Raw genomic sequence first — 19,990 nt, 5'->3', positions numbered from 1 at the left:
CCTGGTTCCGCGCGCCCAAAGCCCCCAACCAGCACTCTCCGAAAGAAGACCTACTCATGGCCCGTGGCCACGGCCGGATCCTCACCAGCGTCTGGGAGGACACCGACTTCCTGGATCTCGATGAGCGAGAGCAGCGCCTCTACCTGTTCCTGATCTCCCAGCCGAACCTGAACCACGCCGGCCTGCTCGACCTCACCCTGCGACGGTGGTCCCGCAAGGCCCGCGGCCTCACCTCGGCGGACCTGGAGAAACTCCTCCAGAGCCTGGAGACCTCCCACTTCATCGTCATGGACGACGACACCGAGGAGCTCCTCATCCGCTCCTTCGTCCGCAACGACGGCGTGTGGCGCATGCCCAAGGTCATGGGCGCCATGGTGTCCGGCGCCATGGAGATCTCCTCGCCCCGTCTTCAGGCAGCGCTGCTCGCCGAGATGGACCGCATCCCGCTCGACGAACTCAGCGACGAACCGACCAAGTTGAAGGGGCAGGACGGCCCCTCCATCCGCCAGCAGATCGCCAATCACATCGAGACCCTTCGGAAGGCGTTCGGCACCCCCGACCCCGACCCCTCCCGAATGGGTTCACGAACCCCCTCCACACCCCCTTCGGGAACCCCCTCCGATACCCCTGCCGAAGGGGATAGCGAGGGGGGTCCGAAAGGCTCTACGCGCGGGCGCGCGGGCGCATCACGCGCGCATTCCCCTGCCCCTGCCCCTGCCCCTACCCCTGCCCCTGCCCCAAACCCCGTGGTGGTTGAGGTGGGGGAGAAGACCTCAGGTAGTAGCGCGCCGGGCGCTGAACGGCCTGACGGCCTCCCCCTCGCCCCGATCGATGTTGACGGCTTCGTCGTCACCGACGTGATGCGCGCCTGGGCTCTGCGCACCTACGGCACGGCCGTCGACATCGAGTACTCCACCGCCCAATTCGTCAGCCACTACCGCTCCACTGGCGCCCGCCGATCCTCGTGGCCCGACGCCTGGCAGAAGTGGATCCGGGACGACGCCAAGCGGGCCGCCGAGCGTCGCAGCAACCGGCCCCTGCACTCCGTCGGGGGCACCGGGTCCCGCGCCGACACGCACACCGCCGACGACTACACGAACTCGAAAGTCGAGGACCTGTTCGCATCATGACTCTCACCGACCACGAAGCCTGGCTGGCCGAGGCCCAGGCCGAAGCCGTTGCCAACCGCCTCCAAGCCTTCCTCGACCGTCGCCCCGCCGCCTTCAACGAGCCGGGCGACCTCAGGGCTGACGTTCGCTCCTGGGTGGACGGCTACCTCGCCGGCCGCCACGGATCGCTGATCCTCACCGGCGAGATCGGCACCACCAAGACGTGGCACCTGTGGAAGCTCAACGAAACTCTCATCCGCCGCGGCTGGCAGGGCCTGTTCCGTATCGCCACCACCTACGACGTCAAGGTCGCCACCGACCGGCCCGTCGACCACGAGGCCCTCACCCGATGGCGCGAGGCCGACCTGTACGCCATCGACGACCTCGGCGCCCGCGCCGTCAACGACTGGACCGCCGACGCCATCAGCGAGCTCATCGACAGCCGCTGGCAGAACCGTCGCCCGACAGTCATCGCCACGAACCTGACCACCGGCGAACTCCGCAACGTCCTCGGCGACCGTGCCGCCTCCCGCATCGGAGACGGCGCCACCGTCGCCCGCTTCACCGGCGACGACCTCAGGAAAGGCAACACCCAGTGAGCCGCGACGACTACGAGCCCGAGCCGCAGCGCGAGACCCTGCCCCCGCACGACTTGGCCGCCGAAATGGCCACCCTCTCCTCGATGCTCCTGTCGCGCGACGCGATCGCTGACGTCACCGAGATCATCAAGAACCCGGCCGACTTCTACCGGCCCGCCCACCAGACGATCTTCGCTGCGATCGTTGCGCGCTACCTCGACGGCGCACCCGTCGACCCGATCGTCCTCGCCGACGACCTGGCCAAGACCGGCGACATCAGCCGCATCGGCGGCGCCAACTACCTCCACCACTTGGTCCAGCAGGCGCCAAGCGCCACTAGCGGCGAGTACTACGCCGGCATCGTCCGCGAGAAGGCCGTACTGCGGAACCTTCAATCCGCCTGCACCCGCACCCTGCACGTCATCGCCGACGGCACGGGCGAGACCGGCGAACTCCTCGACGACCTGCGAGCCGAAGTCGACAGCATCGTGGACGACACCAGCCGCGGCGACGAAGACACCCTCATCGGCTCCGACGGCGAAGACTTCCTGGAGCAACTGGAAGAACTGCAGAAGAACGGCCCGGCCCGCGGCGTGAAGACCGGGTTCACCGACTTCGACTCGCTGACCAACGGCCTCCAGCCCGGACAGCTGATCGTCATCGCAGCCCGGCCCGCCATCGGCAAGTCCACCCTCGGCACCGACATCGTCCGCCACGCCACGATCGTCGAAGGCCTCCCTGCCGTGTTCTTCAGCCTGGAGATGTCCCGGACCGAGCTGAAGATGAAGATCGCGTCCGCTCAGGCGCGGGTCGCTCTGCATCACCTGCAGAGCCAGAACGGCATGACGGACGACGACTGGACCCGCCTTGCCAGGGCCTGGCCGGTGATCAACGCTGCCCCGCTCGACATCGTCGACGACGCCGGGCTGACGCTGATGAAAATTCGCTCTCACTGCCGGCGCATCAAGCGCAAGCGGGACCTGCGGCTCGTCGTCATCGACTACCTCCAGCTGATGGAGGGGGAGATGTCAGGGCGCAGCGAGAACCGGCAGCAGGAAGTGGCGAAGATCAGCCGCGGTCTGAAGAAGCTTGCCGCTGAACTCCATGTCCCTGTGATCGCGATGTCGCAGCTCAATCGGGGTGCGGAACAGCGCACCGACAAGAAGCCCCTGCTGTCCGACCTCCGCGAGTCCGGGGCCATCGAGCAGGACGCCAACATGGTGATCCTCCTCCACCGCGAGGACGCCTACGACCGCGAGAGCCCCCGGGCCGGTGAAGCCGACTTCATCGTCGCGAAGAACCGAGGCGGGCCGACCGCGACGATCACGACAGCGTTCCAGGGGCACTACAGCCGCTTCGTCGACATGGCGCAGACATGACGGACTCCTGCCCCAACTGCTGCAAGCGCGGCATAACCCCGGCCGCAGAGAAGCGCCGCGGCGACTCGATCGTCCACGGCTACCAGTGCCCCGAGTGCGGCCACCGCTGGGCGACCAGCCGGATGCTCTCCGCCTACTCCGAGATCCATCGCCGCAAGCAGCATCACCGGCGCGCCGCCTGACCCCGCCGCCGCCACGCAGACGCCACCCACCACCCCACCAGCAGCGATACCGAAGGACGGACCACATGACCAGCCCGGCCGCCATCCCCGAACCGACCATCCAGCCCACCCGCTACGTCATCAGCTGCCTCCCCGAAGACCACGACGAACGCTTCCTGTTCACCGTCCAAGTCGACTACCGGGGCGACGGCAAGTGGGCGGTCGCCAGCCGCAGTCGTCTCCTCGGCTACGACGGCCAGTGGTCCTTCGGCTTCGACTGGCGCGACGGCGCCGAACCCTCCACCGAAGCCGAGTGCGACGAGTTCGAGAAGCAGCACGGCGAATGGATCGCCGCCCACCGCTTCGACGAAGCCACCGCACTGGAGCTGGCGAAGCAGGCCGCGAAGTCCCTGTCGTACCGCGGCCACACCGTCGCCGACGCCCTCGCGTGGCCTGACGCGACGACCGCCGCCTCTGCCTGATTCCGCCGCGAACAACACCCACACCACACCAACTACCTGACCCGGGAGTAAGCAACCATGACCAGCCGCCGCCACCTCAACCTCATGGCCCTCATGCGCGAGATCGAGGAGCCCTCCAAGGTCTACAACCGCAGCGTCCGCCAGGCCTCCGCAGCCTTCACCGACAGCCCCGAGTGGGACCGCGCCGTCGGCCGGGGCAACGCCGCCCTCGACGAGGTCGAGAAGGCCGTCCGCGCCTGGGTCGCCAAACACCCCGAGTCCAGCACCATGCCCGACGGGTTCGAGCAGAAGGCGTGCGTCACCGTCGGCTGCGCCGTCTGCGGCTACCGGTACGACGAGGCCGAGTTCGTCATGCACTTCCCGTCCATCGCCGAAGCCAGCGGCCACACGGTCGGAGACGGCTGGGACGAGCTGAAGGACAGCCGGGTCCTGTGCATGCGCGGCGACGAGAAGCACGACGAACTGCGCGCCTCGATCGGCGTCGTCGACCCCGTCTGACCCCGCGCCCCGCAGCCCAGCACACCACCCGACCCGAACACCGAACGACAGGAACCCCGATGACCCACCTCGACCCGACGCTCGCCGAGTCCGTGCACTACGCCACCGACCCCCGCATCCGGCACTTGGCTGAGGCCGCCTGGCGGATGCGCACCGGAGGCAGCCGCAGCGACTGGCTGTGGCTCGGCAAGAACAACCCCGACGCGCTGATCGCCGAGGCCCGCGAGTGGGTGCGCGCTGCCGTCGCCGCGGGACTGCTCCCGGCACCCAGCGACGACCCGCAGTGGAAGACGGCCGCCCATCGTGCTGCCGAAGCCGACGACTCCGTCTGACCGCAGGCCGCCCCGCTGCGGATATCAGCGGGGCGGCCGTGTCACCGATCCTCTCAAACCCAGGAGCCACCATGACCGACCGCCTCGCCCTCGACCTCGCCCCACCCCCCGGCGGGCAGATCCTCCACCACACCGACCGCGCCACGATCATCTGGGGCGACTGCCGCGACCCGCAGATCATCGCCTCCGTGCCCGACGGATACGGCCTCCTGTGCACCGACCCGCCTTACGGGGTGCGCTACAACTCCGGGCGCAGCGACCGCTTCCAGGAGATCCCCGGCGACGACGGGTCGGTGGACTGGCCGGGCGTGCTCGCCCAATGGGTCGGTACCACCGGCACCACCCGCGGCCTCGCCCCGTCCCGGCACGTGTACGTGTTCGGCTACATGCCTGACCAGCTCACCGGACCGCTGCGGCTCGGCAGTGCTGCGGAACTGGTGTGGGACAAGCTCGACATCGGCAGCGGCGATCTCACCCTGCCATGGGGGCCGGGACATGAGCTGTTCACGTTCGGCGTTCACGTGAAGCGGGCCAGCGACCGGGCCAAGAGCGCCGGGGCCCTGTCGGCCCGGCTGCGCCGCGGATCGGTACTCCGCTACCCGAGGCCGGGCCGGGGTCGCGCCCGGCATTCCAACGAAAAACCGATCCCTCTGATGCGGGACTTGATCGAGTCGTCGACGTCCCGTGCTCACCGGATCGAGGACTCGGACCTGGTTGTCGACCCATGTGCCGGGTCCGGCAGCACCGGTGTTGCCGCGGTCCTGTCCGGCCGGCGTTGCTTCCTCGTCGAAATCACCCGCACGGACGCCGAGCTCGCCGTGCAGCGCGTGCAAGCCGCGGAGCGCATCGCCGACCTGATGACCGCCGCCTGACCGCCCGTCTGTTGGGGCCGTCTGCCGGGCGGCCCCACCCCAACCCCCAGGAGCAGCAACCGTGACCGAGACCACCGAGACCGCAGCCGAGGCCGACGCAGACACCGTTGTCAACCGAGCCGCCCAAGTGATCAGCAGCATGGGCGCTGAGATCCGAGCCCTGACCCACCAGCGCGACCGGTACCGCTCGGCGTGGTGCAGCGCTCGGGAACGGGCTCAGGCCTACGGCGAGGGGATCCTCCGCGTCGTCAAGGACCGCGAGGCCTACCAGGAGTGGCTGCGACAGGCGGAGGCGCGCACCGCCGTCGTGTCCCCGCCTGCCGCCGACCAGGCCGACCTCCGCGCCGCCGTTGTGGCCGCGATCAAGCGCGCCCCGTTCAGGGAGCTGAGCAACGACGGCGTCCCGAACGGGCCGCTGCTGATCACCGCGTTCGTTGACGACCTCGCCCGCTGGATCCTGCCGGTGTTGCCCGACCCGGCCACCACCCGCGCCGCCGCACTCCGCAGCGCAGCCGACGCCTACGACGCCCTCATCGACAAAGCCACCGGCAAGGAGGCCGACCCCCGCTACTGGCAAGGCGTCCACGACGTCGCTGTCGGACTACGCGCCATGGCCGACGAGGCGCAGCAGCCCGAGACCCGACGCTGCGTCTGCCCGCACCCGGCCGACGAGCACAGCATCTACGGCTGCGCGGACGGCTGCCCCTGCGAGTGGATGCCGAAGCGGCGTGCCACCCGCCCCCGCTGCCCGCACTGCCGGATGCCGCACGACCTCGACCCGGCCAGCGGCATCCCCGCCATCTGCGCATCGATCAGGGCCAGCCTCCAGGCCGACGAGCCAGCCGCCGAAGCGGAGGACGTTGAGCGCTGCGTCCGATGCGGGCACACGCCGGCCGCGCACAACATCAGCGGCTGCCTCGAATGCCCTGGCGGCTGGCCTGCGGATCACCAGTACGCGCCCGCCGCCGTGTCTGGTGCTGCTGCCACACCCGACACGGAGGCCGAGCCGGTCGTCACAGTGCACGCCATCCCGCTGCCGGGCTCCAACGGCATCAGCTCCTGCTGTGGTCGCCCGCCCTGCGAGTTCGTCGGCGAGCGCCTGACCCGCGACCCGAGCGACGTCACGTGCCCCGGACTCGCCTCGTGACTGCGGTGCTCCTCGTCGACGTGATCGACACCGCCGCAGTGCTGGCCGACGCGATCCTCGCCTGGATCGTGGCCGCCGCCGTGGTCGTCACGATCGTGCTGGTTGCGCTCGCGGTCGCCGGGGTGGGGGCGTGGCGGGCCATCAGGCGGGGCCTCAGCGCCCGCCTCCCGGCCCCTGACGCCCCGGAGGCCCCTCGCTCACTCCCGACCCCGGAGAGGCGTCCTACGCCCCGCTGGGCGCAGCCGCCCGACGAGAAGCCACAGAAAGCCGCCTGACGCGACGGCAGGGGATCCGACCGACAGATCCCCGCCGACGCCACCACAACCCGCCAGACGACCGCACAGACCCCAAGGAGGCACCGTCATGACCAACCGCCCCGAGCGCCCGCACCAGCACGACAGCACCGAAACCCTCAAGTCCGCACTCGCCCGCGCAAGCACCGACGCCCAGAGCTACGCCCAAACCGGCCCGAAGCAGCATGAAGACATCTGCCACACCCTCGCCGATGAATACCTCGACGAACTCCGGATCCGAGGCGAACTGTGACCGCCCACCCCTACCGAATCCTCGTCACCGGCAGCCGCGACTGGCAGGCCATCGGCATCGTGCGCCACGCCCTCACCGAAGTCCTCGCCGTCCGCCCACACGATCAACCGATCGTCGTCGTCCACGGCGACTGCCCCACCGGCGCCGACATCATGGCCAAAGCCTGGGCCCTGACCACGTTCACCCCCGCGTGCACCGACGACTACGAGCGGATCACCGAGGAAGCCCACCCCGCGAACTGGCGCCTCAACGGCAAGGCTGCCGGGCCGATCCGCAACAAGGCCATGGTCGACAAGGGCGCGGACGTCTGCCTCGCCTTCATCCGCAACGGCAGCCGGGGCGCCTCCCACACCGCAGCCCTCGCCGAGCAGGCCGGGATCCCGGTCCGCCGTTTCACCGCCTGACCCCGCCCCGTTGCCGTCCGGTTCCCGGCCGGACGGCACCCAACCACCAGGAGCAACACCGTGAGGCCCAGCCGCAGAGGCGAGCCGCTCACCGCCCGCGAACTCCAGATCCTCAAAGCCATCGCCGACGGCAGCCGCTACGCCCAGATCGCCGCCCAACTCCAACTCGCCTTCTCCTCCGTCAAGAACTACGCCCAAAGCGCGATCACAAAGCTGGGCGCCAAGAGCCTGCCCCACGCCGTGAACCTGGCCTGGGAGCAAGGACTGATCCGCCGCGAACGCCACGGCGACCACGCCGGCTACGCCGCCCACCTCTACCGAGACGAACCCGCCTGCGACCTGTGCAAAGCCGGGGAACGCGCCTACCGCAACGCACGCCGCAACCAGCAGCAGGAGAACGCCGCATGACCGACCTCCCCGCATCCACCGCCCCCGCCGCCGCAGCGCACCCCATCGTCCGAGGCCGCTGCCCCGCCTGCGGATGGGCCTCACTGTTCCTCGGCTCCGGCGGCCACGTCACCTGCGCCCGACTCGACTGCCCCGACCCCTGCCTCGCCGACAAGCAGCTCCACGGCGAGCAGACCGCGCCGATCTGCGAACCGCCGCACCGGACGATCGCCGAGGAGGACGAGTGCGAGCGGCAGCGCCTCACCACCGTGCCCACCGCCAGCCCGTGTCCCGCGTGCCGGCGCGCCGACCAAGCCGGACTCGCACCCGGCGAGATGCACGACGACTGCGTGCCGGCCGAGCCCGCCCACGACAGCGGCCCCGACGTCGCCGAATGCGCCGCAGCCGATCGCGCCCACTGGAACGACAAGTACGACCGCATCTGACCCGCCCGCACCGCCGCAAGGAGCACCGCCGTGACCTGCACCGTCTGCCACCGCGACCTCTACGCCGACGAACTCGGCCACCAGGCCTGCCGCCCCTGCACCGACCGCGTCGACCTCAACCTCCGCGCCCTCGCCGGAGCCGACGGCCTGTACGCCCGCCTCAGCGACTCCCTGCACCCCGGCAGCAGCAGCGGCGGCCCCGCCGTGTCAGGAAGCCGCACCGCCCCGCTCCCGCTCCGCCTTGCTCCACTTTCCCTCGCGGCCCGCGGAGGCATCGTCACCATCCTGCAGACCTGGCTAGTCGATTGGCACGACCTGCTCGGCTACCGGCACCCCCGCTGGGACGGCGACCTCCAGCAGCAGTGCGACCAGGCGGTGAAGCGGCTGCGGGTCCTGCTGCCCTGGGCGGCCGAACGGCACGGAGCGTTCGACGAATTCGCGGGCGAAGTCTCCAGCTTGAGGCGCCAAGCCGAATCGGCGACAGGCGGGGAGCGAGGACCGCGCTGGTTCGGAGTGACCTGCACATGCAGTGCCACCCTGAAAATCACCATTGAGAGTCCCGGCAAACACTGCGACGCCTGCGGGGCGCAGTACGACCGGCAGGCACTCTTCGACCTGCACCTCGCTGAACGACGAGCCGCATGACGAACGCCCCCGCCCGGATCAACTCCGGTGCGGGGGCGTCATGCTGTTCGCCTACGCGCCAGCCAGGGGAGTCAACTGATACGGCGCCGGCAACTCCGGCAACGGCACACCGAGTACATCACCAAGCAGAGCGCGGGCCACACAGTCCCGCTCGAAGGCGGGCTGTCCGCGCCGCATCGCCAGCAGTAGCCGGCCACCCTCCTGGTGTGCGTAGCCGGTGAAGCCGTGCTCTGTGATCGACGACTCGACCAGGGTCGCGCCGGCGTCGGCGAGCAGCTGAGGGAGTGGTGCAGTCAACAGGCGCTCGGTCGTGATTGCGCTTCGTGCGGGCACGCGTGTGGCGGTACTCTGCATGGCAGGTCCCCTTTGACGAGACGGACTGATGATCGGCGAGTTAGCGCTCGCCGGTTCGAAGCGGCCCGGTGTTAGCGCACCGGGCCGTTCGCTGTTTCTTCCCTCAGGTGTCCAACGGTGACCACCTGAAAAATGTCACGCGAGCTGGTGCGGCAGCGCGCCGTCGAGGTACTCCTGTACCGGCCCGAACAGCCCGTAGGGCACGTAGTCGGCGATCTCCGCGTGCGTGATCCATGCGACCGCGTCGAGCTCCTCGTCGTCAGCGACCCGAGCCTCACCGCCGACTAGCTGGACGGCGACGTAGTGCATCGGCACGCCGGACTTCGGGTGCACGCGGTCGCCGAGCACCTTGACCGCCTCCACCTTCAGACCGGTCTCCTCATCGACTTCGCGGACCGCGGCCTGCTCCGGGGATTCGCCGGCCTCGATCGCGCCGCCTGGGAACACCCAGGAGATCTCGCCCTCGCTCGCCCTGCGGCGCGCCATCAGGACGCGGCCCTGGTCGACGATGATGGCGACCGACACCGGCGGCTTCTCGGTCTTCTGCTCGGTAGTCGTCTCGGTCGTCATGCAGCTACCTCCAGGGCGTCCAGGATGGGCGGGTAGATCTGGTCCTGCGGGATGAAGCGAGTGAGCGCCGCGCGCGGCACCCAGGTGACGTCGACGTTTTCCAGCGGGTCGAGGTTCGCGGCCTCGCCCGCCAGGTGATCGGCCAGGTAGTAGGAGGCCACCACGCCGGTCACCGGGTGGATGCGCTCGCCGAGCGGTTCCCGGATCGTGCAGTGAACGCCGGTCTCGCCGTGCGTCTCCTGCACCGCCACCGACTCCGGGGCGGCACCCGGTTTGACCATGCCGGCCGGGAACTGCCAGCGCAGTGCACCGTCCCCGCGCCGGCACACGAGCAGAATGTCGTCACCCCGCAGCACGACGGCTATCGCCACCCGCAGCGCCTGCGCTTCCAAGCGCGGCTCGGGCGGGCGCATCAGGAGCGCGAACCGCCGCTGCACCGCATCACCCGCCCTCTCGTATGCCAGATCGAGGATCTGCTGAACCTCGGTGCGATGCGTCATCTCCGGACTGGCGTGCCATCGCGAGATGGTCCGCGCGGAGATGCCGAGGCGTTCCGCGAACGCCTCGTTGGTCATCCGCATGGCCTCCTGGAGGAGGCAGGCCGTGCGGCCGGTCCACGTACCGACGAGGTCCACTGTGAGGCTCCCGTGCTCGCTGCGCTCGGGTCTGGCGGGGCGACGGCTAGGTGATGTCGCCGCCGTGTCTACCTACGGCTGTTCTGGCGTGCTCGTGTCCGGGGCGTGTCCTTCTGCCGCGCCTGCGCGAGGCGTTGACTCGGCGGCATGACGAAGTGGCCCTCGCCCCTTGGCGATCTGCTCGGCGCGAGAGCCGGAGACTCCCAGGAGCTCCCCGACCTCGCGCCATGGTCGACCTTCCTTGAGCTCACTGACGACGGCCTGCTCCAACTCCTTGCCGCTGCGGTCGCCGCGCGCCAGTTTCTGCCGGAACTCGCGGACCGCGTGGAAGCGCTCGACGGGGTCGGTGATTCCTGCGAGCCGACCCGCCTCGGACTCGATGGCGGAGGTGAGCGCTTCTGTCATGGACGTAGCGTATGGGCCATTTGCCGACACTTCAAGAGACCCCTTGACAGTCGTCGTCGCGTCACTGCAAGCTATCTCTCAGCGGCTCCAAGGACCCCCTTGAAGGCGCTAGTCGTCCACTCCTACCGGACCCAGTCCGCGGACGGCACACAAAAGAAGACGGGCCGGACACCGCGACTCCTACATCGCAGGCCGGCCCTCACCACGAGGAATCTCTGAAGGGTCCCCTCATGGCTACGCAGATCGTACCGGCGCTCACGAGCGCCGATCGCCAGGCCCCGATGTCGGTGGCCGACCGCGCCGCTCACGACGCCGCGTCCTACGTTCGCGCTCCGGCCGACGCCACGACCCGCTACGACTCCGTCGCCGCCCACTACCAGGAGCTCGCCGCGGCCGGCGACTACGAAGGCTGCCTGGACGCCGCGGACGAGATGGCGATGCGACTCCGTCAGCAGGCCATGGCCGACCGCGCCGACCTGATCCGAGTCGCGTGATGGCCCGCGACATCCTCGCCGCCACCCCGGCCGGCCACCCGCGCGGCTCCTGGCCCGCGGAGGAGCAGGCGCAGGAGTTCCGCGACCAGGGCATCCCGGTCACCGTCGTACAGGACATCGACTCCGACCGCTTCCTCGTCGTCCGGGGCGAGCGGTGAGCCCCGCCGAGCAGGGCGCGCAGGCGAAGGCGCTTGCGGAGCAGACCCGGCAGCACATGGAAGCCGCGAAGGCCGCAGCCGCTGCCGCCGAAGCCGCTCGACTGGCCGCCGCGCAGCAGCAGCGCTAACCCCCTGACCGACCGTGGCGCGGTCCGACACCCCCGTCCCGCGCCACGGTCTCCCACCCCGCACGACCACTGTCCATTCCGTTGATCCACGTGAAAGGCACGGCACCCCCATGTCTCTGCGCCTCATTTCGTCCGCCCCTTCCTCGGACGCGGCCTATCGGACCGGCCTCATCGCGAGCTACCTGAACGCCCGTAGCAGCCAGGAGCGACTGGCGATCCGTAACGAGGCCCTGATCTACGACAAGACCAACCCGGGCGCGTCCCTGATGGACGAGCTGCTCGATGCCCGCCTCGGTGACGTCGCCTGATGGCCGCTGTCGACTACGAGCGGTCCTTCGCTCGCTGCTCGCAGCGCTGGGCCACCGGAACCAGCTGGCGCCGCTACGCCAACGGCTGGGATCCCCGGCCCGCCTTCCGGCCGCGATTCGTAGATCGCCTCCGCCGCACCCGCTGACCCCGTGGGTGGCGGGCGTCGCGGCTCCCCTCCGTGCCGCCACCCACGGCCCTCTGTCCCTGTACCGCCCCAACCGAGTCCTGGAAGGACACCTGATGAGCAGCGGATACCGTTCCTGGGAGGAGCGTGAAGCTGACGTAGCGAAGACGAAGGCCGAGACGGCCCGGGCCGCCGCCGAGGCACAGGTCGCCGCACAAGCCGTGGAGTCCGGCGCTGCAGTCACGCAGACAGCGAAGCTTGCCGAGCAGGTCAAGCAGGCCAAGCTCCTCAAGCAGCTCGGCGACGTCAAGGACACCGCCAAGGACGATCAGGCGGCCCGTAAGGCGAAGCGGCGCGAGCAGCGAGATGAGAACGGCGCCACGTTCAAGGCGCTCGTCAACGTCGTTATGGCGCTCGGCCTGCTCGCCGCCCTCCCTGCACAGATCAGCTACTTCCTCGGCCTGCACCGCAAGGACGACAAGGACCCCGGCCCGGCGTGGACGCTGGCCCCGATCCCGTTCTTCCTCGAACTTCTCGCCTGGGTTGGGGTCATGGGCACGCGGTGGGCGCACCGCAAGGGCCTGCCCCGCTGGCCGTTCTGGCTGATGACCGCGGCGCTCGCCTCGGTCGCCGGCTACATCAACCTGGCACACGGCATGACCGAGTACGGCACGGTCGCCGGTATCGCCCTGGCCGCGACGTCAGTGATCGGCCCGCTGCTTGCCGAAGTCCGTCAGTTCCTGGAGACGAAGGCTGCCGAGGACGGGCGCGATCTGAAGCAGCGCGCCCAGGACCGCCGCGCCGCCCGCGAGGCGGCCAAGGTGGAGCAGGCTCGGCAGCTGGTCGAGAAGGCCGAGGACGAGCGTCGCCGGAAGCTGTTCAAGGACGAGTTCGCCGAGTTCGAGCGGATCATCGCCGCGCACCCGACGGGCGCCATCGACCGCGAGACGGCGTGGGCTCAGGCGTGGGACACGATGCACGGCCTCCCGCTGTCCGTGACGGCCGAATCGCTCGCCTCCAAGGAGGCGGCCCGCGAGGCCATCGAGTCCGTGATGAACGACTACGGGCGCACTCCCGAGAGCGTTGCCGTCGACCTCTGGCTGGCCGAGGTATTCGGTTCGAACCGCGGCGACGACGGACCCGCCGGAACGCCCACAGGGGGGCCCTCCGACGGCCCCGTGGGGGGAGGGTCACGGGCCCGCTCCGAGAGGCGCACCGAGACCCGTACACCCCTTGGGGGTAAAGGGAAGCAGCCCTCTCGGCGCCCCGTCGATTCGGACACGGAACGGCCCCTCGAAGAAGCCGACTTGACCGCCGTCCGCAAGCTCGCCGAAGCCCTCGGCGGCAAGGACCGACTCTCCGCGCGCAACGTCCGCGAAGCCGTCGGCTGCCGCACCAAATACGCCATCCGCCTCCGCGACGCGGTAACGGCGGAACCCGAGAACACCGACTGATCCACAACCCGAATCAGGAGCATCGAAATGAACGCCACCATCCGCCGGATCGCCGTCTCGGGCAGCGCGGCCGTCGCCCTCCTCGGAGGCGCCGCCGCCATCACCGCCGCAACAGCGAACACCGCATCCGCGGCCGAGATTCAGGTCCACGTCGACCGTGCCACCGGAGCCCCGGTGAAGCTGCCCGACGGCCGCGTCGTCCACATCCGCGGCCTCGACACCGCCGGCTACAAGGCCACCCCCGAGCACACGTCCACGATCGTGCTCGCCGCCGCCAAGACCGACGGCACCGACCCGGCCGGCATCAGCAACGGGCTCACCGCCGACGGCGGCCAGGGCGCCGCTCTCACCAACCCCAACAGCCCGGCCACCGTGCAGACCGGCTACAACCAGCAGGTCACCACCCAGGCCGGTGGCGGCACCATCGCCGTTGGGATCGTCGCCATCCTCGTCCTCGGCCTCATCGTCTTCTTCCGGGTTAAGCACAACCACTTGAAGGTCGGGGACGCGGTCGTCGTCACCCTCCTTGGCGTCGCCCTGTCCGGCACCGTCATCGGCGCCATGGCCACTCAGATGACCAACTCGGGTGTCGGTTCCCTCGGTGGCATCCTCGGCGGCCTCGGCTAGTCGCTCGCCCACGGGGCCCGCATGCCGCGGGCCCCGCCCCTACCCGCGAAAGGAACCCGGCAGTGGCCACCGAAGTACAGCCCGACGTCGAGCAGCAGCCCACCGACATCGTCACCCCGCCTAGCCGCACCGATCGAGCGAAGGCCGCCTTCGCCGTACAGCGGAGCCACGCCGGCGCCCGCATCAAGGACTGGCTGGCCACCGCCGACCTCGACGACGCCGAGACCTTCCAGCTGGCCGACAGGCGCAAGCAGGCCAAGCACGACGAGAAGGTCACCCAGCAGCAGCGCAGCGTCGCCGAAGCCTACGGCCGGTTCACCCATGCCAAAGTCAGCGGAGCCAGCGGCGGCGGCCTGGCCGCACTCGGTGGCCGCGTCGCCGCCGAAGAGTCCAAGCTCGCCGCCCTGCAGAACACAGTCATTCCGCCGGCGACCGAGCGGGAAGCGAACAGCGTCCGCCACGGAAAGAAGGCAGGCCGGGCCGCGATCCTCGCAGCGGGCGGCCTCGCCACGCTGCCCGCGACCGGCGCTGCTATCGAGCAGGCCGCGAACGGACAGCCCATCCTCCTTGCCGTCCTCGGTACCGCCGCGGGCTACGGCTGGTACCTCGTGTCGCGCCCTTTCGTCGCCGGCCAGCCTGCGCCTGCCCCGCTCATCCCGGAGCAGCTGGCCACCCGCGTCGACATGACCAAGCCGGAACTCCAGCCTGGACAGCGTGAGTTCAACGCCCCACCCCCGCCCGCGCTGACCGTCGAGGAGCTCGACCAGGCGCTGCGCAACATCGGCGAGGTCAAGAAGGGCGAGCAGATCCAGATCCTGGCCGTTCCGCAGCGCGACAAGGACGGCAACACGACCGTCGTGTTCGACCTGCCGCCGCGCACCACGGTCGCCAACCTGAAGAAGAAGATCGCCGAACTCGCAGGGGCGCTCGGCCGCGATGCCGCGATGGTCGACATCGAGAAGGTCGGCAGCGAGGTCCGCACCTCGCTGTGGCTCACCGACACCGATGCCTTCGAAACGACCAGGCCCTCCCCGCTGATCAAGAACCCGAGCCAGATCGACGCCTGGAAAGACGGAGTGCCCGTCGCCTGGAACAAGCGGGGCATCGCCATCCGGCTCGCGATTAACAACCAGTCGTTCCTGATCGCAGGCATGACCCGCTCCGGCAAGGGTGTTGGAGCCTCCAACTTGGTCGTCGGTGCGGCCTTCGATCCCCGGATCAACCTGCGGATCGTCGCCGGGAAGAACAACGGCGAGTGGGATCCCTACGCCAAGACCGGGGTCGCCAGCACCTACTTCAAGCCCAGCCCGGAACGCCTCCTCGCCCTGCTCAAGGGCCTGCTGGCGGACAAGGACCGGCGTGAAGCCGACCTCGGGAAGCTCGGGAAGAGCAAGATGGTCGGGCCCGTCATCGAGCAGGTCGGCGGCCTGGAGGTTGTCGTCATTGACGAGCTCGCCACTTACACCCGGCCTGGCAAGCGGCTGCGCGAAGAGATCCTTGAGGCGCTGATCGAGCTGTCCGCCGTGGCCGCAGGCGCGGGCATCCTCCTCGTCCTGATCACCCAGTACCCGGAGGCGGACGTCATCCCCGGCGCGCTCGCTTTGAACTGTGGCGCTCGCTGGGCGATGCGCGTCGAGAACGGCCAGCAGTCGAACGCCATTCTCGGCGGCGGTCAGGCGGGCGCAGGCCGCGACGCGAGCAAGTTCGATCCGCCGCGGCCCGGCTTCGGCTGGCTCGTGAACCCGTTCGCCGGGGTCACCGACCTGGCCCGATCCTTCGACCTGGACGAGGACGAGCGCGGCGAGATCACCACGCTGCTGGAGAAGGCGGCGAAGATCCGCAAAGGCGCAGGCCGGCTGGCCGGGCAGTGGGACGACCCGATCGAGAAGCACCTCCTCAACGCCACTGGTCTGTCCTCCGCTGCAGGCGGCCCCAAGCGTGACGGCATCCCGGGCCGGAACGTGCTGAACCACACGGCGGAGCAGAAGCATCAACTCGCCTGCTGCGGTGAGGCCCTGGCGGCCATGGAACAGCTCGGCCGGGACGTGGCGCAGCTGGAGGAGATGGCGCAGATCATCGGCGGCATCACAGGAGACGAGCTCGGCAAGGCGCTGCGCGCGGCCGGTGCGGGCGGTGTCGTGAAGATCGTCATCGAGGGCCGCGGGCGCGTGAACGGCTACCAGAAGGCCGACATCGCGGAGGCTCTGGCCCTCCTCGAAGGCAACTGAACGGCTAGCAATATGCGGCGTTTGCCCCGGACTGGCACCCGGACATCACCCAATATGCCCCGGACTGTCCTCCTGGGCAGCGTGGACGGCACCCGGACACCGTCCGGACGGTGTCCGGGTGCCGTCCAGCCTCACGAGGGGTGCAGTCCAGGGCAAAACGTGCCATGTCCACCCGAACAAACCGCTATAAACCGGATCGGAACCCGCCTGTGCCTCAGAACCTGAACGACCAGATCATCAGCGAGTACCAGACCCTCGTCGAGCCCTACGCCGCCCGCGGTCGACGCGACATCGCCAACAACGGCCTCGCCCACCTGATCGCCACCTACGGCGCCCAGAACGTCCGCAACGCCCTCGCCGGCCACGTCGCCAGCTACGAAGCCCTCGGCCACTGACCCCCGAAAGGATCCCGACCATGCCCAGGACCTGGAAGAACAACCGCCGCGACATCGCCGACCTGAAGCGCCGCCTCCGCAAGGGTGACGTCGTCTACACCGTCCGCAAGATCTCCCCGCACGTCGCCCCTTACGATGATTCGCGGCTCTACGCCGCCCACGAGTTCACGTGGAGCAGCCCCGTCACCGGCAACTTGATGACCGGCCACCTCTCGATCGAGGGCCTCCTCGCCCAGGAGGGCGAGATCCACGAACAGCCGCCCCGCGGCATGCGCAACATCGCCGACCCCTCACCCCAGGTCGGCGCCCCGCTCGGCCGCGACTACTCCGCCGAACTGGACGACGCCGAACTCCGCGGCCTGCGCAAGCGCATCCGCGACGCCAGCCACCCCAACACCCGCCGCCGCTAACTACGCCGGGGCGCCCCTCCCAGCCTGGCAGCAGTCAGGGGCGCCCCATCCACCCACCACGCGTGAACGCGCAGACAGGTACCAGGAGATGACCACGCCCACCCTCACCCCCGCAAGTTCGCCCACCGCAGCGCCCGAACTCGACCTGGAAGCCCGCCTGGCGATCACACTCGCCGAGATGGACGGCCGCTGCCGTACCGCGGTCCTCGCCGTCGACGTCAACAGCGCCCACATCGCCGTCGACGTCCCCGAGTTCACGGCGCCGCTCCCGCTCACCCCCACCCTGGCGCCCGCCCCGGCCGCTACCCCGATCGCCGACCTCCTCGGCCGGGCCCGGCAGCGGATCATCACCGACGGCTGGTGCCGCGACGCGATCTTCGACGACCAGGGCGCCGTCTGCCCGATCCGTGCCATCCGCCTCGAAGCCCCGGGTAACCGGCGCCTCGCCGACGATGCCTGCGTGCTACTCCTCGAATCCATCCTGCAGGCCTTCCCTCAGGCGGAGACGATCCCGTCATGGAATGCGGGACAGTCCAGTGCCCTGCCCGTCCTGCTCCAGTTCGACCGGGCTGCCGAACTCGCCCACGCCCGCGGCATCTGAGGCCCGTCTAGATCCGGTGAACCTGGAGCAGACCCGCCCGTAACCAGCGCACCCGCCGATAGCATCCCGACTCCGTACCGTCCTTGGGGGGACCATGACCAACCTGCCGCCAATGCCCACAGCGCCGCCCACCGTGAAGCCGGCCAGCAGACGCACCGGCTGGATCATCGTTGCCGGAATCGCCGCAGTGCTCCTCATCGTCACCGCCGTCGTGTGGATGAACGGAGACTCGTACCAAGACACCGTCGCCGCCTGCAAGAAGGCGCTCAACTCGACGTCGACGAAGACCAACCGGCCCGACGCCTGCGAAGACGTGAAAGCGGACGACTACGACGCGCTCCTCATCTCCTACTCACTGCAGCACGCCTTCGACGACATGCCACAGTCCGACCAAGACCTGCTCGACTACTACGACGACGGGTCGATCAACGGCAGCCTCGGCTGAGGGCTGGCGTGCAGCGGCCCCGCTCCAGCTTCGGCTGAGGCGGGGTTTTCGCACGTCAACTGCCATGCACAGTGAGATAATTGAAGTCATGCCAGACCCCGGCGAGTGCGGCGAACACTCCCGGGGCGTGGCCGATCCCAAGGAGATCGACATGGCGCAGCCTCGCAGAATCCGTTCGAGCAAGCGAGATCCGTACTCCACCAAGCACTCGGCGAACATCGGGGACCGCATTCCCCACGCGGACAAGGTGGCCTCGGACGATCCCGACCGAAGCGGGATCCTCATCACCCTCCACCGGTTCGAGCTCGCCGGGGTCGAGATAGACGACCGCGCGGTCGAGATCGCAACCAAGCTCACGCGCTGGCACGTCGCCAACGCTGATGAACGTGAACGGGTCAGTGCCGAGGAAAGGGATCTCCGGCTCGCGGAGGCGCAGGCTCGTGACTGCTGGGTCTACTACATCCGGTGCGGACACCTGATCAAGATCGGCATGACGACCAACCTGCCGGGTCGGTTCGCGTCACTCCGCCCCAACGAGGTTCTCGCGATCGAACCGGGCGGCCTGGAACGCGAAGGCCAACTGCACCGACAGTTCGAGGAACTGCGGGCAGGGGGCGAATACTTCCATCCCGGGCCGCTGCTTCAGCAGCACATCGTCCAACTGCGCGAGCTGGCAGGCTCGCCGAAGTGGACCGCCTCCGTGGTCCCCGACGGGCAGGACTGGTTCCCGGCAGACACAGAACCCTCAGGCGCACCTTGACAAGCTGACCAGGACCGAAGGAAACTGCGATCAATGTAGTACACCTGTCTTCAGGGCCATCGCGCGCGCGATGGCCCTTTGTCGTTCCCGGGGGAGGTGCACGATGCCCCCAGGGCTCGTAACAGCCGCCGACGCCGCCTACTACGCCGGAGTCCCCGTCGGAACGATCTGGCGCTGGGCATCCGAAGGACGGATCGGCCGGCACGGACACGGCAAAGCCACCCGCTACAGCGTGTTCGACCTCAACAAAGCCCATCGTGACGAGTGGACACGCGAACTCATCGAGCCCGGAAGCGCGCCTGCGCTGCCCGAGGGCGCCAAGGCCGCGTAACCCATCAACGCCCGCAGTTGATCCCTGCGGGAAGGAAGCCCCGAGTCTCCTGGCTCGGGGCTTCCGCACATCCAGGAGACGAAATGACTGAATCGACTGAGCAGAGGCACGGACGTCGCGCTGTGGAGTTCGGCCCGACTGGCGGGACTGTGGCTATGAACATCGCCCGGCTCCGGAAAACCCGCGGGTTTACTACGCGCGGACTGTCGGCTGAACTCCGCAAGTACGGCCGCGTCATCCCGCCGTCCGCAATCTCCCGGATGGAGTCCGAGCGGCGACACGTCACGGTCGACGACCTGACTGCCCTCGCTTCGATCTTCGACGTGTCACCCTCTGCGCTTCTGCTTCCTCCCACGGACGATCCGGCTAACGCAGTGGAGATCACCGGAGTCGGCCCCGTCGCCGCCAACGAAGCATGGGACTGGATGGACGGACGTCGCCGACTCGACCAGCCGTGCGCAGATCCCGCTACGGCCGCACTGGAGTACGCGCTGTACTCCCGGCCGCCGATCCGCCGCAGCCGCGAACTCGGCGCCGCCTGAACTCGGGACCTGCCGCTCATCAGGCCCCGACCCC

Annotated in this window: 32 protein-coding genes and 1 pseudogene; 29 read left to right on the top strand and 4 right to left on the bottom strand. The window is 69.3% G+C overall.

The window, feature by feature from the left end; translation table 11 throughout:
* Window positions 1-56: 56 nt before the first annotated feature.
* From ACIQ7M_RS07135 to ACIQ7M_RS07065, 15 genes and pseudogenes are all read left to right on the top strand, one after another.
* Window positions 57-1,130, top strand: a complete 1,074-nt coding sequence (locus ACIQ7M_RS07135) for a hypothetical protein (RefSeq protein WP_403640718.1) — start codon at window positions 57-59, stop codon at window positions 1,128-1,130.
* Window positions 1,127-1,573, top strand: a pseudogene (locus ACIQ7M_RS07130) (hypothetical protein); the annotation flags it as partial. The gene ACIQ7M_RS07135 and the pseudogene ACIQ7M_RS07130, both read left to right, overlap by 4 nt.
* Entirely contained in the window at window positions 1,516-3,066 is a 1,551-nt protein-coding gene (dnaB, locus tag ACIQ7M_RS07125) for a replicative DNA helicase (RefSeq protein WP_403640937.1), read from the top strand. The pseudogene ACIQ7M_RS07130 and the gene dnaB, both read left to right, overlap by 58 nt.
* Complete coding sequence (locus ACIQ7M_RS07120; protein ID WP_403640715.1) at window positions 3,063-3,248, top strand: hypothetical protein; 186 nt, start codon at window positions 3,063-3,065, stop codon at window positions 3,246-3,248. Before dnaB ends, ACIQ7M_RS07120 begins: the two co-directional genes overlap by 4 nt.
* Before the next feature lie 65 nt (window positions 3,249-3,313).
* Complete coding sequence (locus tag ACIQ7M_RS07115; protein WP_403640713.1) at window positions 3,314-3,709, top strand: hypothetical protein; 396 nt, start codon at window positions 3,314-3,316, stop codon at window positions 3,707-3,709.
* A 57-nt stretch (window positions 3,710-3,766) separates the two neighbouring features.
* Window positions 3,767-4,207 (top strand): hypothetical protein, encoded by a 441-nt coding sequence (locus ACIQ7M_RS07110; RefSeq protein ID WP_403640710.1) that lies wholly within the window; start codon window positions 3,767-3,769, stop codon window positions 4,205-4,207.
* 59 nt (window positions 4,208-4,266) lie between these two features.
* Entirely contained in the window at window positions 4,267-4,539 is a 273-nt protein-coding gene (locus tag ACIQ7M_RS07105) for a hypothetical protein (RefSeq protein WP_403640706.1), read from the top strand.
* A 71-nt stretch (window positions 4,540-4,610) separates the two neighbouring features.
* Complete coding sequence (locus ACIQ7M_RS07100; RefSeq protein ID WP_403640703.1) at window positions 4,611-5,411, top strand: DNA methyltransferase; 801 nt, start codon at window positions 4,611-4,613, stop codon at window positions 5,409-5,411.
* Window positions 5,412-5,472: 61 nt separating this feature from the next.
* Window positions 5,473-6,558, top strand: coding sequence for a hypothetical protein (locus ACIQ7M_RS07095; RefSeq protein ID WP_403640700.1), 1,086 nt, complete (start codon window positions 5,473-5,475; stop codon window positions 6,556-6,558).
* Window positions 6,555-6,833: a hypothetical protein gene (locus ACIQ7M_RS07090; RefSeq protein WP_403640697.1), complete on the top strand. Its 279-nt coding sequence runs from the start codon at window positions 6,555-6,557 to the stop codon at window positions 6,831-6,833. The genes ACIQ7M_RS07095 and ACIQ7M_RS07090 overlap by 4 nt, the downstream gene beginning before the upstream one ends.
* An 88-nt stretch (window positions 6,834-6,921) precedes the next feature.
* Window positions 6,922-7,104, top strand: coding sequence for a hypothetical protein (locus tag ACIQ7M_RS07085; protein WP_403640694.1), 183 nt, complete (start codon window positions 6,922-6,924; stop codon window positions 7,102-7,104).
* On the top strand, window positions 7,101-7,508 hold the full coding sequence (locus ACIQ7M_RS07080; protein ID WP_403640692.1) for an SLOG family protein: 408 nt from the start codon (window positions 7,101-7,103) through the stop codon (window positions 7,506-7,508). The genes ACIQ7M_RS07085 and ACIQ7M_RS07080 overlap by 4 nt, the downstream gene beginning before the upstream one ends.
* A 60-nt stretch (window positions 7,509-7,568) precedes the next feature.
* Entirely contained in the window at window positions 7,569-7,916 is a 348-nt protein-coding gene (locus ACIQ7M_RS07075) for a response regulator transcription factor (RefSeq protein ID WP_403640689.1), read from the top strand.
* On the top strand, window positions 7,913-8,341 hold the full coding sequence (locus tag ACIQ7M_RS07070) for a hypothetical protein (protein WP_403640686.1): 429 nt from the start codon (window positions 7,913-7,915) through the stop codon (window positions 8,339-8,341). The genes ACIQ7M_RS07075 and ACIQ7M_RS07070 overlap by 4 nt, the downstream gene beginning before the upstream one ends.
* A gap of 30 nt (window positions 8,342-8,371) precedes the next feature.
* Window positions 8,372-8,986: a hypothetical protein gene (locus tag ACIQ7M_RS07065; protein ID WP_403640683.1), complete on the top strand. Its 615-nt coding sequence runs from the start codon at window positions 8,372-8,374 to the stop codon at window positions 8,984-8,986.
* Between the two features lie 51 nt (window positions 8,987-9,037).
* Here ACIQ7M_RS07065 and ACIQ7M_RS07060 read toward each other — a convergent pair whose 3' ends face one another.
* From ACIQ7M_RS07060 to ACIQ7M_RS07045, 4 genes are all read right to left on the bottom strand, one after another.
* The gene (locus ACIQ7M_RS07060; RefSeq protein ID WP_403640680.1) at window positions 9,038-9,340 is read right to left on the bottom strand and encodes a hypothetical protein; all 303 of its coding nucleotides are present in this window, start codon (window positions 9,338-9,340) and stop codon (window positions 9,038-9,040) included.
* A gap of 135 nt (window positions 9,341-9,475) precedes the next feature.
* Window positions 9,476-9,910: an NUDIX hydrolase gene (locus ACIQ7M_RS07055; RefSeq protein ID WP_403640677.1), complete on the bottom strand. Its 435-nt coding sequence runs from the start codon at window positions 9,908-9,910 to the stop codon at window positions 9,476-9,478.
* Complete coding sequence (locus ACIQ7M_RS07050; protein WP_403640675.1) at window positions 9,907-10,491, bottom strand: NUDIX domain-containing protein; 585 nt, start codon at window positions 10,489-10,491, stop codon at window positions 9,907-9,909. The genes ACIQ7M_RS07055 and ACIQ7M_RS07050 overlap by 4 nt, the downstream gene beginning before the upstream one ends.
* Window positions 10,492-10,617: 126 nt before the next feature.
* Window positions 10,618-10,950 (bottom strand): hypothetical protein, encoded by a 333-nt coding sequence (locus tag ACIQ7M_RS07045; RefSeq protein WP_403640672.1) that lies wholly within the window; start codon window positions 10,948-10,950, stop codon window positions 10,618-10,620.
* A gap of 230 nt (window positions 10,951-11,180) precedes the next feature.
* Here ACIQ7M_RS07045 and ACIQ7M_RS07040 point away from each other — a divergent pair, with 230 nt between their 5' ends.
* The 14 genes from ACIQ7M_RS07040 to ACIQ7M_RS06975 all read left to right on the top strand — a co-directional run bounded on the left by ACIQ7M_RS07040 (window position 11,181) and on the right by ACIQ7M_RS06975 (window position 19,956).
* The gene (locus tag ACIQ7M_RS07040; protein ID WP_403640669.1) at window positions 11,181-11,444 is read left to right on the top strand and encodes a hypothetical protein; all 264 of its coding nucleotides are present in this window, start codon (window positions 11,181-11,183) and stop codon (window positions 11,442-11,444) included.
* Window positions 11,444-11,602 carry a hypothetical protein gene (locus tag ACIQ7M_RS07035; RefSeq protein WP_403640666.1) on the top strand — a complete coding sequence of 53 codons (159 nt, stop codon included), beginning with the start codon at window positions 11,444-11,446 and terminating at the stop codon, window positions 11,600-11,602. Before ACIQ7M_RS07040 ends, ACIQ7M_RS07035 begins: the two co-directional genes overlap by 1 nt.
* Window positions 11,599-11,730, top strand: coding sequence for a hypothetical protein (locus tag ACIQ7M_RS07030; protein WP_403640663.1), 132 nt, complete (start codon window positions 11,599-11,601; stop codon window positions 11,728-11,730). The genes ACIQ7M_RS07035 and ACIQ7M_RS07030 overlap by 4 nt, the downstream gene beginning before the upstream one ends.
* 110 nt (window positions 11,731-11,840) lie before the next feature.
* On the top strand, window positions 11,841-12,038 hold the full coding sequence (locus tag ACIQ7M_RS07025) for a hypothetical protein (RefSeq protein ID WP_403640660.1): 198 nt from the start codon (window positions 11,841-11,843) through the stop codon (window positions 12,036-12,038).
* Window positions 12,039-12,279: 241 nt separating this feature from the next.
* Window positions 12,280-13,617, top strand: a complete 1,338-nt coding sequence (locus ACIQ7M_RS07020) for a hypothetical protein (RefSeq protein ID WP_403640657.1) — start codon at window positions 12,280-12,282, stop codon at window positions 13,615-13,617.
* 27 nt (window positions 13,618-13,644) lie between these two features.
* On the top strand, window positions 13,645-14,244 hold the full coding sequence (locus ACIQ7M_RS07015; protein ID WP_403640654.1) for a hypothetical protein: 600 nt from the start codon (window positions 13,645-13,647) through the stop codon (window positions 14,242-14,244).
* 62 nt (window positions 14,245-14,306) lie between these two features.
* Complete coding sequence (locus ACIQ7M_RS07010; protein ID WP_403640651.1) at window positions 14,307-16,472, top strand: hypothetical protein; 2,166 nt, start codon at window positions 14,307-14,309, stop codon at window positions 16,470-16,472.
* A 209-nt stretch (window positions 16,473-16,681) separates the two neighbouring features.
* The gene (locus tag ACIQ7M_RS07005; protein ID WP_403640648.1) at window positions 16,682-16,867 is read left to right on the top strand and encodes a hypothetical protein; all 186 of its coding nucleotides are present in this window, start codon (window positions 16,682-16,684) and stop codon (window positions 16,865-16,867) included.
* 20 nt (window positions 16,868-16,887) lie between these two features.
* Window positions 16,888-17,277 carry a hypothetical protein gene (locus ACIQ7M_RS07000; protein WP_403640645.1) on the top strand — a complete coding sequence of 130 codons (390 nt, stop codon included), beginning with the start codon at window positions 16,888-16,890 and terminating at the stop codon, window positions 17,275-17,277.
* Window positions 17,278-17,365: 88 nt separating this feature from the next.
* Entirely contained in the window at window positions 17,366-17,878 is a 513-nt protein-coding gene (locus tag ACIQ7M_RS06995; RefSeq protein WP_403640643.1) for a hypothetical protein, read from the top strand.
* 112 nt (window positions 17,879-17,990) lie between these two features.
* Window positions 17,991-18,323 (top strand): hypothetical protein, encoded by a 333-nt coding sequence (locus ACIQ7M_RS06990; protein WP_403640640.1) that lies wholly within the window; start codon window positions 17,991-17,993, stop codon window positions 18,321-18,323.
* A gap of 127 nt (window positions 18,324-18,450) precedes the next feature.
* Window positions 18,451-19,083 carry a GIY-YIG nuclease family protein gene (locus ACIQ7M_RS06985; protein ID WP_403640637.1) on the top strand — a complete coding sequence of 211 codons (633 nt, stop codon included), beginning with the start codon at window positions 18,451-18,453 and terminating at the stop codon, window positions 19,081-19,083.
* Between the two features lie 103 nt (window positions 19,084-19,186).
* Window positions 19,187-19,414, top strand: a complete 228-nt coding sequence (locus tag ACIQ7M_RS06980) for a helix-turn-helix domain-containing protein (protein ID WP_403640634.1) — start codon at window positions 19,187-19,189, stop codon at window positions 19,412-19,414.
* 83 nt (window positions 19,415-19,497) lie between these two features.
* Window positions 19,498-19,956, top strand: coding sequence for a helix-turn-helix domain-containing protein (locus ACIQ7M_RS06975; protein WP_403640631.1), 459 nt, complete (start codon window positions 19,498-19,500; stop codon window positions 19,954-19,956).
* Window positions 19,957-19,990: the final 34 nt, after the last annotated feature.

It is taken from the genome of Streptomyces sp. NPDC096324 (assembly GCF_044763015.1).
Lineage (GTDB): Bacteria > Actinomycetota > Actinomycetes > Streptomycetales > Streptomycetaceae > Streptomyces.
Note: the sequence above shows the minus strand (reverse complement) of the source record. Positions and strands in the feature narration are given on the sequence as shown.